This is a genomic window from Streptomyces sp. NPDC020192 (assembly GCF_044388685.1).
Lineage (GTDB): Bacteria > Actinomycetota > Actinomycetes > Streptomycetales > Streptomycetaceae > Streptomyces.
This window is the reverse complement of the sequence record NZ_JBIRXG010000009.1, coordinates 77,815-90,149: the sequence shown is the minus strand read 5'-3', so window position 1 is coordinate 90,149 and position 12,335 is coordinate 77,815. Positions and strand designations below refer to the sequence as shown.

At 70.7% G+C, this 12,335-nt stretch carries 11 protein-coding genes and 3 pseudogenes; 8 read left to right on the top strand and 6 right to left on the bottom strand.

Annotated features, from left to right (window positions below):
* Window positions 1-6: 6 nt before the first annotated feature.
* The 4 genes from ACH47Z_RS19040 to ACH47Z_RS19025 all read right to left on the bottom strand — a co-directional run bounded on the left by ACH47Z_RS19040 (window position 7) and on the right by ACH47Z_RS19025 (window position 3,772).
* Window positions 7-780: an SRPBCC domain-containing protein gene (locus ACH47Z_RS19040; RefSeq protein ID WP_399074975.1), complete on the bottom strand. Its 774-nt coding sequence runs from the start codon at window positions 778-780 to the stop codon at window positions 7-9.
* Between the two features lie 54 nt (window positions 781-834).
* Window positions 835-2,472, bottom strand: coding sequence for a polyamine aminopropyltransferase (locus ACH47Z_RS19035; protein WP_399074973.1), 1,638 nt, complete (start codon window positions 2,470-2,472; stop codon window positions 835-837).
* A gap of 79 nt (window positions 2,473-2,551) precedes the next feature.
* The gene (locus ACH47Z_RS19030; protein WP_399074971.1) at window positions 2,552-3,073 is read right to left on the bottom strand and encodes a DUF2617 family protein; all 522 of its coding nucleotides are present in this window, start codon (window positions 3,071-3,073) and stop codon (window positions 2,552-2,554) included.
* A 339-nt stretch (window positions 3,074-3,412) separates the two neighbouring features.
* Window positions 3,413-3,772 (bottom strand): hypothetical protein, encoded by a 360-nt coding sequence (locus tag ACH47Z_RS19025; RefSeq protein ID WP_399074969.1) that lies wholly within the window; start codon window positions 3,770-3,772, stop codon window positions 3,413-3,415.
* 117 nt (window positions 3,773-3,889) lie between these two features.
* Here ACH47Z_RS19025 and ACH47Z_RS19020 point away from each other — a divergent pair.
* From ACH47Z_RS19020 to ACH47Z_RS19010, 3 genes and pseudogenes are all read left to right on the top strand, one after another.
* Window positions 3,890-4,654: pseudogene (locus tag ACH47Z_RS19020) on the top strand (aminotransferase class I/II-fold pyridoxal phosphate-dependent enzyme); the annotation flags it as partial.
* 117 nt (window positions 4,655-4,771) lie between these two features.
* Window positions 4,772-5,938, top strand: a complete 1,167-nt coding sequence (locus ACH47Z_RS19015; protein ID WP_399074967.1) for a pyridoxal phosphate-dependent aminotransferase — start codon at window positions 4,772-4,774, stop codon at window positions 5,936-5,938.
* 176 nt (window positions 5,939-6,114) lie between these two features.
* Window positions 6,115-6,480, top strand: coding sequence for a hypothetical protein (locus ACH47Z_RS19010; protein ID WP_399074965.1), 366 nt, complete (start codon window positions 6,115-6,117; stop codon window positions 6,478-6,480).
* Here ACH47Z_RS19010 and ACH47Z_RS19005 read toward each other — a convergent pair.
* Complete coding sequence (locus ACH47Z_RS19005; RefSeq protein WP_399074963.1) at window positions 6,431-7,252, bottom strand: hypothetical protein; 822 nt, start codon at window positions 7,250-7,252, stop codon at window positions 6,431-6,433. The two genes, ACH47Z_RS19010 and ACH47Z_RS19005, sit on opposite strands and share 50 nt — an antisense overlap.
* Window positions 7,253-7,262: 10 nt before the next feature.
* On the opposite strand from ACH47Z_RS19005, the pseudogene ACH47Z_RS19000 reads away from it, so the two are divergent.
* The 5 genes and pseudogenes from ACH47Z_RS19000 to ACH47Z_RS18980 form a co-directional block, all read left to right on the top strand.
* Window positions 7,263-7,310, top strand: a pseudogene (locus ACH47Z_RS19000) (hypothetical protein); the annotation flags it as partial.
* 18 nt (window positions 7,311-7,328) lie between these two features.
* Window positions 7,329-9,452: an RHS repeat-associated core domain-containing protein gene (locus ACH47Z_RS18995; RefSeq protein ID WP_399074961.1), complete on the top strand. Its 2,124-nt coding sequence runs from the start codon at window positions 7,329-7,331 to the stop codon at window positions 9,450-9,452.
* A gap of 75 nt (window positions 9,453-9,527) precedes the next feature.
* Complete coding sequence (locus ACH47Z_RS18990) at window positions 9,528-9,794, top strand: hypothetical protein (protein ID WP_399074959.1); 267 nt, start codon at window positions 9,528-9,530, stop codon at window positions 9,792-9,794.
* Between the two features lie 285 nt (window positions 9,795-10,079).
* Window positions 10,080-10,517: pseudogene (locus tag ACH47Z_RS18985) on the top strand (aminotransferase class I/II-fold pyridoxal phosphate-dependent enzyme); the annotation flags it as partial.
* A gap of 87 nt (window positions 10,518-10,604) precedes the next feature.
* Complete coding sequence (locus ACH47Z_RS18980; protein WP_399074958.1) at window positions 10,605-11,771, top strand: mannosyltransferase family protein; 1,167 nt, start codon at window positions 10,605-10,607, stop codon at window positions 11,769-11,771.
* A 3-nt stretch (window positions 11,772-11,774) separates the two neighbouring features.
* Here the strand turns inward: ACH47Z_RS18980 and ACH47Z_RS18975 are convergent, their stop codons facing one another.
* Complete coding sequence (locus tag ACH47Z_RS18975) at window positions 11,775-12,323, bottom strand: YbjN domain-containing protein (protein WP_399074956.1); 549 nt, start codon at window positions 12,321-12,323, stop codon at window positions 11,775-11,777.
* Window positions 12,324-12,335: the final 12 nt, after the last annotated feature.

The following is a 12,335-nucleotide window of genomic DNA, read 5'->3' as shown; positions in this document are numbered from 1 at the left end:
CAGTACTCACCTGCGCTTACGAAGTGCCCTACCTACGACGATCGCCGACGCCAGTGCCAGTGCCGCCGCCGGGGCCGCCCAGCGCAGGGTCTGGTTCGCGGTGACCGTCTGGGGGGCCGGGACCGGGGCGTAGCGGCCGCGGGGCGGGGCGTGGTCGACCTCCTCGGCACTGCGGCCGATCATCGTGCGGCGGGCGTGCGCGGCCTCGGCGGGGGGTTCGCCTGTGTCGGCGAAGTCCGGTTCGAGCGAGGACGGGGGGACCTCGGCGTCGAAGACCGAGGCTGCCGCCTCCTGCTCCTCCGGCGCCTCGTGGGCCTCCTGCGCCTCCTCGGGCTCAGGCCGCTGCGCCTCCGGCTCCGGTTCAGGTTCCGCCAGGTTCTCCAGGGAACGGCTCAGCAACCGGACCGCCGCCGAACTCACCGTCTCCGCCGGGAGTTCCGCGATGCGGCCGTCCGCTTCGGCCGTGCCCTCGGCCGTGACCGTCGTACCGCCCTCGGTGTCCGCGAGGCGCAGGGTGAGGGCGAGTTTCACGGTGCCGGTGCCGCGGGCCTCGGTGGCCTCCCCCGTCACGTCGTACCCGCCGTCCTCGCGGGGCGTGATCCGTACCGCCCCCCGGTAGGTGACGGAGTGCCCGCCGACGCGCAGTTTCAGGCGTCCGGCGACGGGGTCGGCACCGGCGTCCTGCTGCAGGCCGGGGATCGCGCGGGCGGCGCGGGCGGGGTCGGCGAGGGCGGCGCGGAGTCGCTCGGCGGGGACCGGGACGAAGACCTGGTGCTCCATGTCCGCTGAGCCTACCCAGGTGTGGCCTGGACGTACCCCCGCGTCACGAAACGGTCAGTACCGCGGATGCACCAGCGTCGAGGCGGGAAGCCCCGGGATCCGGGTCCGCTCGGCCGCCGTCGCGTCCGCCGCGAGGCCGGCCCCGGTCACGGTGGCCGACCGCCCGGCGCCGAGCCGCAGCGGGGGCGCGGTGGGCCCCGGCGCCGCCAGCAGGAAGCCCCAGTCGTGCGGGGCGCGGGAGGCGCCGGCCGAGCGGTCGGGGCCGGCCGCGAAGCCGGAGTCGTGGCCGAGGACCCGGTAGGGGGAGGTGGTGAAGCCCGCCGCGCGGAGGGTCGCGTCGACCGTCCAGAAGACCTGGGGGCGGGTGGTGACGGCCCCGGCGTGCACGACGAGCCGGCCGCCGAGGGCGAGGACGTGGCGGGCCAGGCCGTAGAACTCCTGGGAGTACAGCTTGGTGCTGGCGGTGATGCAGGGGTCGGGCAGGTCGGCGATCACGACGTCGTACGCCGCCGCGGGCGCCCCGCGCAGCCAGCCGAAGGCGTCGGCCGTGGTGACGTGGACGCGGGGGTCGTCGTAGGCGTGGCCGTTGGCGGCGGCGAGGCCGGGGTCGTGGCGGGCGAGGCGGACCAGGCCGGCGTCGATCTCGACGAGGTCGACACGGCGCACCCCGCGCGCGCCCAGCACCTCGCGGGCGGCCATGCCGTCACCGCCGCCGAGGATGAGCACGCGCGCGTGGGGGCCGCCGGACAGGGCCGGGTGGACGAGGGCCTCGTGGTAGCGGCGTTCGTCGCGGCCGCCGACGCGGAGCCGGCCGTCAAGGAAGAGGTCGAGGGGCTTGCCGTCGGTGCCGCCGGACAGGACGACCTCCTGTACGTCGGTCTGCACGGCGACCCGGACGTCCCTGCCGTAGACGGCGTGCCGGGCGGCGCGTTCGAACTCGTCGGCGAGGGCGGCGGCGGAGGCGAGGACGGCGAGCACGGTGAGGCCGACGAGGAGCAGGGTCCAGCGGGCCCGGCGGGACAGGTCGCGGCGGAAGAGACCCAGCACCAGGGCGCCGCCCGCCACCACGTTGACCGTGCCGGTGACCAGCGCGCCCGTCAACTGGCCGAGGAACGGCAGGAGAAGGAAGGGGAAGGCCAGGCCGCCGACCAGCGCGCCGACATAGTCCGCGGCGAACAGGTCGGCCACCGCGCCGCCCGCGTCCTGGTGCCGGATGCGCTGGATCAGCTCCATCAGCAGCGGGACCTCGGCGCCGATGAGCAGGCCGATGGCGAGGGAGAAGGCGACCAGCAGACAGCGCGGGCCGTCGGCCCAGACCCCGCCCCAGCCGCCGGTCCAGGCGAAGACGGCGTACAGCGCCATCGCGCTGCACCCGCCGACGAGCGCGAGGGCGGTCTCGATGGCGCCGAAGCCGGCCGCCGCGTGCCAGCGCAGCCGCTTGGCGCCGAGCGAGCCGACGCCCATCGCGAACACCATGACGGACAGCACGACGGAGGCCTGGGTGACCGAGTCCCCCATCAAGTACGAGGCGAACGCGACGAGTTCGAGTTCGTACACGAGCCCGCAGGCCGCGCAGACGAAGACGCACACGAGGACCAGGAACCGCCCGGTCCCGGGCCGCACGGGCAGCCGGGCCGGGCCTGTCCAGTGGGGCGGGGCGCCCGGGGGCGCGGGGGCGTGCGGTTCGATCACTCTGCGACGTTACGTCACGCGCTCGGCACGCTTCGTCACCCACACGTGTGGATCTGAAGCGAGTTGAAGCCGAACACGTTTATGCGGCGGAAGTCGACGCCCGCGCGCCCACGCGGGTGCGGGTGGCCACCAACTGGCCGTCCTGCGGGTAGGCGTGCCAGGTCCGCCAGTGCACCTGCCCGCCGTGACGCTGGGCCAGCATCGCGGTGAAGGCGTGCGGGCTGCCCGGGAAGACGCCCGCCAGGCCATGCGGATGGTCGGAGACCAGCGCCAGCAACTCCTGGGCGCGGCCCGCGAACGAGCCGGGCGTGAGCAGTTCGACGCGGGCGGCGAACTCGTACTCCCAGTCGCCGACGCGTTTGGCGACGCCGAGCGGCAGCGGGGTACTGGAGCCGGGGATGCAGGCGACCGTCTCCGAGCACATGCCGCGCTCCTCCTCCAGCAGCACCTGGTGGGACGCGCCGAGCAGTCTCAACTGGAGCTTCACGCCTGTGAGTTCGAGGTCGAGGGTGGCCAGTGCGGGCAGCGGCTCGCGTCCCAGCGCCCAGGCGAGGTCGGCGGCGCGCGTATCGGTGTAGGACGTGTTCAGGGTCGTGAGCATGGATCGGCTCCGCTAACGCACGAAGGGGGGAGATCGGCCATGTCAGCCAGGTCGGCATCCCGGCCGTCCCGACCGGCGGGGGGAGTCTGCGGGACGTCCGAGGGGCTGCATTGGCGTTTTAGAGGGAATCATGAACAGAGAGGCCGCGACAGCGTTTTTACCCAACTTCGTGGGGTTTCCATCCCTCAGAGGGCTCCACAGTTCAACTGTTCAACCATGGCGTACGCCGGGCGCGCGCCCGCACGGCCGAGCGCCCGCCGGCTGTCTTCGCCCGGCGGGCGCCCGTCGTGCGGTCCGGATGCGGTTCCCCCGGAACCCCGGAAGCTCAGCTGCCCCGTGTCAGCTGCCTCCCCCGCATCCGCCCCCGCCGCCGCACGAGGAACCCCCGCCGCAGGAGGAGTGGCCCCCGCAGGAGTGGCCGCCGCCGCACGAGTGGTGGCCACCGTGGTGTCCCCCGTGTCCCCCGTGTCCCCCGTGACTCCCCGAGGACGAACCCGAGTCGGTGCTGCCCGCCCACCAGCTGCCGCCGGCGGCATAGGCGTCGCTGGACGACGAGCCGGACGACCCGCTGGACGACGTACCGCGCGAGCGGCCGTACCCGCCCGCGTACCGCCGGCCGGCCCGCCGCCGGTTCCGCGCGGTCCGCACACCGACCACGAACAGGACCACGATCAGCCCCAGGATGATGCCGGTGAACATGGCGTCACCCTCCTTCCGTTCCCCCGAAACGGCCCCCGTGGACCGCGGTGAACGGGGGATGCCCGGCCGCCCGCGGGCTGAAAGCAGAGTTGAGGAACTCCAGAGCTTGGGCGCAGGATGACCGGCATGACCTCCACCGCGCGCCCCCACCTGAACCGGCGGCTGGCCGAGTTCGGTACGACGATCTTCGCCGAGATGTCCGCCCTGGCCACGGCGACCGGGGCGATCAACCTGGGGCAGGGCTTTCCCGACACCGACGGCCCCGAGGAGGTCCGGGAGGCCGCCGTACGGGCGCTGCGCGAGGGCCGTGGCAACCAGTACCCGCCGGGCCCCGGCATCCCCGAGCTGCGCACCGCGATCGCCGCGCACCAGCGGCGGCGCTACGGACTGATCCACGACCCCGACACCGAGGTGCTGGTCACGGCGGGCGCGACGGAGGCGATCGCCGCCTCACTGCTGGCGCTGCTGGAGCCGGGCGACGAGGTGGTGGCCCTGGAGCCGTACCACGACTCCTACGCGGCGAGCATCGCCCTGGCGGGCGGCCGCCGGGTCCCGGTGACCCTGCGCCCGGACAGCGGCTCCTTCCGCCTGGACCTGGACGAACTGCGCGCGGCGATCACGGACCGCACCCGCCTGCTGCTGATCAACACCCCGCACAACCCGACCGGTACGGTCCTCACGCGCACGGAGCTGGCCGCGATCGCCGAGCTGGCGGTCGAGCGGGATCTGCTGGTGGTGACGGACGAGGTCTACGAGCACCTGGTCTTCGACGACGCCGAGCACGTGCCGCTCGCCACGTTCCCCGGGATGCGCGAGCGCACGGTCACCATCGGCTCGGCCGGCAAGACCTTCTCCTTCACCGGCTGGACGGTCGGCTGGGTCAATCCGCCTTCGCCTACCTATTGGGCCCTCGCCGCGTGAACGCCCGGTCGGGCATCGGCAAGGATGGCCCCGAGGGATCGACGAATAGCAGGGTGCTCGGGTGAGGATGGTGGAGAAATGAGCGGCAGGCCGCTGCTGAACCACAGGCTGGACGGGCTCGGGACGACGATCTTCGCGGAGATGTCGGCACTGGCAACCGCGACGGGCGCGATCAACCTGGGTCAGGGCTTCCCTGACACGGACGGACCGGAGTCCGTACGAGAGGCGGCCGTGCGAGCGCTGCGCGAGGGCCGGGGAAACCAGTACCCGCCGGGCCCGGGCATCCCGGAGCTGCGCACGGCCATCAGCGAACACCAGCACCGCTTCTACGACCTGAGCTTCGACCCGGACACGGAAGTCCTGGTCACTGCAGGTGCGACAGAGGCGATTGCCGCGTCCATGCTCGCGTTGCTGGAGCCTGGTGACGAGGTGATCGCCTTCGAACCCTTCTACGACTCCTACGCGGCCTGCATCGCGATGGCCGGCGCGCAGCGGGTACCGCTCACTCTGCGCGCGCCGTCCTTCCGCCCGGATCTGGACGAACTCCGAGCCAAGATCACCCCCCGGACACGCCTCCTTCTGCTCAACACTCCCCACAACCCGACCGGGATGGTGCTCACCGCCGAAGAGCAGAGCGCCATCGCCGCACTCGCCGTCGAACACGACCTGCTCGTCGTCACCGACGAGGTGTACGAGCATCTCGTCTACGACGGCAAACACCGCCCCATCGCGGGCCTGCCCGGCATGCGCGAGCGCACCGTCTCCATCTCCTCCGCCGGCAAGACTTTCTCCTTCACAGGATGGAAGGTTGGCTGGATCACGGCGGACGCCCCGCTCGTCGCCGCCGTCCGGACGGCCAAGCAGTACCTCACCTACGTCAGCGCAGGCCCCTTCCAGTACGCGATCGCAGAAGCGCTCCGTCTGCCGGACACGTATTTCGACAGCTTCCGCGCCGACCTCCGCCGCAAGCGCGATCTACTCGGTGACGGCCTGCGCGCGGCCGGATTCGAGGTCTACCAGCCCCAGGGCACGTACTTCATCACCACCGACATCTCCCCCTTCGGTGAGAAGGACGCCTACGCTTTCTGCCGCGCGCTCCCCCAACGCTGTGGCGTCGTCGCGATCCCCAACTCCGTCTTCTACGACGACCCCGACGCCGGCCGCAGCCAGGTCCGATTCACCTTCTGCAAGAGGGACGACGTCCTCCAAACGGCCACCAGCCGCCTGCGACGCTTGGCTGACTGAGCTCATGGCCATTCTCGCGATGGTGGAAGATGCGGCGAGACCGGCCACTGAGCGGTGCCGCCGCGCATGACCTCCATGAGGCGAACGCAGGTCCCACGCCTTGAATATGACCGTTCCTTGACCCGCCTCCCCTAGGGTCAGAAGCCGCGGTTGCGAACCGGGGGGAGACGACAGCGATGGGTGACGGCAAAGTCCCGGGCAAGGTGCTGGACATCAAGACCGCCGACATCAAGGCGGCGGCACCGGCCTTCCACCAGGGGGCCTTCGATCTGAGCAAGGCCCTGACCACCCTCATCAAGACCCTGGACGGCCTCGGCGAGCCCTGGGGCCACGACGACCAGGGCAACCAGTTCGGCGGCGTCTACAAGCCGAACCAGAAGAAGATCGAGAGCGCCGCGGGCATCCTCGTACTCGGCCTGACGAGCATCAACGAAGCCATGGCCGACATGGCCGACGGACACGTGGACAACGACCAGCTCATCGCCGGCATGTTCACCGAAATAAAGACCCCCAAGCAGAGCGACGGTGCCGGTGAGCATTGAGTCCAAAGCCCGCCACATCCTTCTCGACATGGGCCTGTGGTGGCCCGAGGCCGACCCCGACAAACTGAGGGACGCGGCCAAAGCCTGGCGTGCGTTCGCCCACTCGGTGGATGACGTCCGCTCCCCCGTGCACCGCAGCGCGTCCGGGATCATCCACAACAACACGGGTGAGTCCATCGAGGCGTTCCGCAAGTTCTGGGGCCGTTACACCACCGACCAGCACAGCGGCTGGCTGAGTGACCTCGCGGAGTCCTCGCGGGACATGGCCAACGGCTTGGACAAGTTCGCCGACGGCATCGACGACGCGATCAACAAGCTCTGGACGCGGATAGCCATCGACGCGGCCGTGATCGCGGGTGGTGTGGCGCTGGCCATCATGACCGCGGGCATCGCCTCCGGGGCGGCGGCAGCGGCAGCGGACGCGGTCATCGAGTTCGGCGCCACGATAGGCGTCGGGGTCTCCGCCGTGGTGGCCGACATCATCGGAGGTGCCTTTGCCGGCGTCGCGTTCGGCGGCGTCGAGTCGGTCACCATCGACGCCGCCGTGGCCCAGCCGCTGCAGATGGCGGCGGGTCTGCAACACGGCTTCAGCCTGGACGAGGTCAACCAGGCCGCCAAGGACGGCATGATCTTCGGCGGCGCGTTCGGAGCGGGCGACGGCCTGCTGAAGGCAAGCATGGAAGGCGGCCTCGCCGACACCACCCCGCTGCTGCTGCGCCCGCCCTCCCTCCGCCGACCCGGACGGTGCCCAATACGCTTTCTCGTACGACACGGAACTACGCCTGACAGAGGTCACCAACGCGCAGGGCCGCACCTGGTCGTACACATACGACGAGTCCGGTCGTCTCGTGACCGAGACGGACTTCAACGGCCGCACGCTGACGTACACGCACGACGCGGCGGGGCGGGTGACCGCACGCACCAACGGAGCCGGGGAGACTTTGCGCTTCGCGCGGGATCCGTTGGGGCGGCTGGTGGAGCAACGGTCGGACGCGGACGACGTCACGACATTCGCTTACGCGGCGGATGGCCGCCTCGCGCAGGCGGTGAACGCGGACGCGGACGTCGCGTTCACCAGGGATGCGATGGGCCGCATAGTGAGCGAGACCATCAACGGCCGCACCACCACATACGCCTACGACGCCCTAGGACGCCGGGTTCGACGCGAGACCCCGTCGGGGCCGGCCTCGCACTGGACATACGACCCGGCGGGCATGCCGACACAGCTGCGGTCCGAAGTGGGAGTGCTGACCTTCACGCATGACGCGGCAGGGCGCGAGACACGACGTCACCTGGGCAGCGGTGTGGTACTCACGCAGACCTGGGACGAGGTCGACCGCCTCACCGCCCAATCCCTTACGGCGGGTGCGCACAACCTGTTGCAGCACCGCGCGTACGCATACCGAGCCGACGGTCACCTGACCGAGATCCGAGAACTCGCAACGGGCACACGTCGCTTCGACCTCGACACCATGGGCCGAGTGACGGGTGTACGAGCCCACGGCTGGAGCGAGACCTACGCCTACGACAGCGCAGGCAACCTCACCGACGCGTCCGCGGCCGGCCACGCCGCCGCCGGTGGTCGTGACATCGACGGCATGCTGATCCGGCGGGCGGGCGACACCACGTACACCTACGATTCCCAGGGCCGCCGGACCCACAAAACGCGCAAGCTGTTGAGCGGACAGGCGAAGACGTGGGCGTACGCCTGGAACGCGGAGGACCGGCTCGTCGAGGTCGTCACGCCCGAGGGCGACCGATGGCGGTACGTCTACGACCCGCTGGGCCGGCGCATCGCCAAGTTCAGGCACTTGCCGGACGGTTCGGAGGTCGACCGGACGGACTTCACGTGGGAGGAGACTCTGCTCGCCGAGCAGATCCTCGCGGACGGCAGGGTCACGACGTGGGACTACGCCCCCGGCACGCACCGCCCCGTCGCCCAGACCAGCAGCAGGCACGTGGTCGTTCCCACAGGTGCGTCCTTCCTCACCCGGCTCGCCGAGGAGACCACGGCCGACCACACCACTCGCTTCCACGCTGTCATCACGGACGTGATCGGCACCCCGGCCGAACTCGTCTCCTCCGACGGTGACGTCGGCTGGCAAAGGCGTACCGCCCTGTGGGGCACACGGTATCCGACACCTGCGGACGATGCCGAGGCCGTGGATTGCCCCTTGCGTTTCCCCGGCCAGTACGCCGATGCGGAATCCGGCCTCAACCAGAACCTCCACCGCTACTACGACCCCGAGACTGCGGCGTACCTCTCCCCGGACCCGCTCGGTCTGGAAGCCGGCTCGAACCCGTACTGGTACGGCCCTCATCCGCTCACCTGGACGGACCCATACGGTCTCGCGCTGTGCCGCACCACTCCGAGGCTGGAGAACGGAGCGGGTATCGGATCCCGCGCGCCGGATCCAGACCTTCGAGAAGAGGATGACCGTGAACGGCATGTCGGCCCGGTATCGGCTCATCGTCGACTCCGAGGACGGAAACCGCGTCATCACCTTCTTCCCGGTAGGAAAGAGCTACACACCGTGATCACTGTGCAGTTCACCGTACGACCCGGCCAGGGCGACGCCAGCGGCTTCGATCTGGGAGACATGGCCTTCACCGGGGACCTCGGCACGGCCGACTCGGCCGGCCACGTCCCCGATCAGGGCATGATGATCTACCTTTCGGTCGTCCAGTTGCTGGACAGCCTGGGTGCCTTTCTCCAGGGCAACGCCCGTGTGCTGAGCTTCACCGGTGCCGACACCTCCTTCGGTCTTGTCGTGCGACGGACCAAAGACGGCCTGCCGGTCGCTGGCAAGAGCGGCGTCGTCGCACGGACGACGGCGCCGGAGCTCGCCTCAGCCGTGCTGCGCGCGGCAGAAGACCTGGGTCCCGCCCTCCCCCCGGAAGACCCGGTCGCATCCGACTGGGAAGCTGCCCTCGCCGCATTCCGTCCCCTCGTACGGCGCAGCAAGGGGTGAGTGCAGCAGTCGGGACGAGAAGGCCGAGGAGACGTAGTCCTCATGCCCTGGAAAAGGGCATGGAGCCGGCGCGCCATGGCAGTGTCGGTCAACCAGCAGGGCGCTCGTACCACCGAGGAGCTGGAACCCATGGACAAGGTCGCCTGCGCGCACTGCGCCCAGGACTGGGTGCTCTGTTACGAGCGCAAGGACACGGGCCAGAGGTTCTTCCTCTGCCCCGAGTGCGAATCTGTCTGGGACCCGGAGGACGACCTTCACGAGGACACAGGCATGTATCTGAGTGAGTACCTGCTGACCGGGGACCCCGCAAAGGACTGGGAGATCATCACTCCGTGCGGCTGAGAAGGCCGAGGCACTGGGCCCGCGTTGGTTTGCGGCTGAGTCACGCTCCCCTCCTACGTTGCGCCCAGATCACTCCGGGCGGCTGGGTCATCACCCGAGGGGCTGCGCGCCGGACAGTCCTCGCCCGTTCGCCGAGGCGAGCCGCAAGGCAACTCCGGAGTGAGCGGAGAGCTGGTCTAGCAGCTCCGCACCGGCCTGTGAGACACCCGAGTACCGGCCCGGACGAAGCCGTGCCCGTCATGGACGGGGGCACCGCTGAGGTCTCGCTCACCTGCCTGCGGGAGGTGGAATCTGAGCTGGGTGACGGCCGCGCCGGAGCTGGTCACCGCGGTCCGCTCGGTGAAGCAGTTCCTGACGTACGTCTCCTCGGGTCCCTTCCAGTACGCGGTCGCCGAGGCCCTCGCCCTGCCCGACTCCTACTTCGAGGACTTCCGCCGCTCCATGCTGGCCCGCCGCGACATCCTGGCCGAGGGCCTGACGGCGGCCGGCTTCCAGGTCTTCCAGCCGGCCGGCACCTACTTCATCACCACCGACATCCGCCCCCTCGGCGAGAAGGACGGCTTCGCCTTCTGCCGCGCGCTGCCCGAACGGGCGGGGGTGGTGGCCATCCCCAACGCGGTGTTCTACGACGACCGGGAGGCGGGGGCGCCGTTCGTGCGGTTCGCGTTCTGCAAGAGAGAGGAAATTCTCCGGGAGGCGGCGGAGCGCCTGCGCACGATGTAAGAACGAGACCCGCAGACGGGCGACGGCAGGCAGCACAACGGCGCGTCACCGCACACCCCCACGCACCGTCACGCAAGGTGCTCAGATGTGACCCACGCCAGCACCGTCAGAACCCTCAGCACCGTCCTGGCCCCGCCCAAACCGGCGCAGCGCCTGGTCGCCCTAGGTCTCTTCCTCGGCGCCCGGCTCGCCGGCGCCGCCGTGCTCACCCTCGTCGCGCAGCTCACCGGCCGGAACCCGCTCGCGCTGCTCGGCCGGTCCTGGGACTCGGTGTGGTACCTGGGCATCGCCACGCACGGCTACGGCCACGACCTGCCCTCCACCGCCCCGGGCGTCCACAGTGACCTGGCGTTCTTCCCGCTGTACCCGGTGCTGGTGCGGGCGCTGACGGCGGTGCTGCCGCTCACCGGGGGCGCGGCCGGGCTGCTGATCTCGTGGACGGCGGCCGTGGTGGCCGCCACCGGGATCTACGCGGTCGGCTCCCGGCTGCACGGCCGGGCCACCGGGATCGCGCTGGTGCTGCTGTGGGGCCTGCTGCCGCACTCGGTGGTGCTGTCGATGGCGTACACCGAGCCGCTGCTGACGGCGCTCGCGGCCTGGTCGCTGTACGCGCTGCTGGCCGGGAACTGGCTGTGGGCGGGCGCGCTGGCGGCGCTCGCGGGGCTGGCCCGGCCCAACGGGTTCGCGGTCGCCGCCGCCGTACTGGCCACGGCCGGCTGTGAGGCCGTCCGGCGGCGCGGAAGAGTTTCCCACAGGCTGTGGACGGGCGCGGCGCTCGCCCCGCTGGGCTGGACGGCGTATGTGCTGTGGGTCGGCCGGCGCGAGGGCGATCTGCTGGGTGGCTACTTCGAGGTGCAGCGGCAGTGGGGCTCGAGGTTCGACTTCGGGCGGGGCTCGCTGCACTCCCTGCGTCTGATGGCGGCGCACGGCAGCCGGTTCACGTTCTCCGTGGCGCTGCTGATCGTGGCGGCCGGGGTGGTGCTGTACGTCCTGCTGCTGCTCGACCGCGCCCCGCTGCCACTGCTCGTGCACAGCGGGGTGCTGCTGCTGATCGCGCTCGGCGGATCGGGCTTCTTCGAGTCCAAGCCGCGGTTCCTGCTGCCGGCGTTCCCGCTGCTGCTGCCGCTCGCGCACCTGCTGGTGCGAACGGCGAGAACCCGGCCCTGGCACACGACCGTGCTGGTCGCGACCCTGGCCGGGTTCAGCTATCTCTACGGCGCGTACCTGGTCGTGTACGCGCACACGCCGCTGTGAGGACTACTGCTCGTCGCTCTCGGGGGTGTCCCCCTCGTCGCCCTGCTCCGCCTCGTCGACCTCCTGCTCCAGGCCGAGCTGCTCGACCAGCCACTTGTCGAACTCGATCGCGGCCCGCACCCAGCTGACCGTCGAGGAGACGAAGTGGTTGATGTCGACGCCCGTGCCGATCAGCATCTGGGCCTCGCCGATGAGGCGGACGGTGCCGTCGTCGTGGGTGTGGGTGTAGACCTTGGGCCACAGGGTGCGGCGGTTCCAGTCGTCCACGGACTCCAGCAGCTGCGGCTTCTCGTCGATCTTGTGCGGGCGGTCGTAGAAGGTCCGCACCGAGAAGACCGCCTGGTCGGCCTCCCCACGGAACATGAAGTACGTGCGGAACTGCTCCCACGGAGCCGCGAGGTCGCCCTCCTCGTCGACGACGTACTTCAGCTCCATCTGGTCGAGGAGCTGCTTCACGAGGTCCTGATCCGGGAGGACGGGGCCCGCCGGTCCCTGGGGCTGCGGTTCGGGCTGGCCCCCGAAGTTCGGAATCGAGGACGGGTCGATGCTCACCGTGAATTTCCC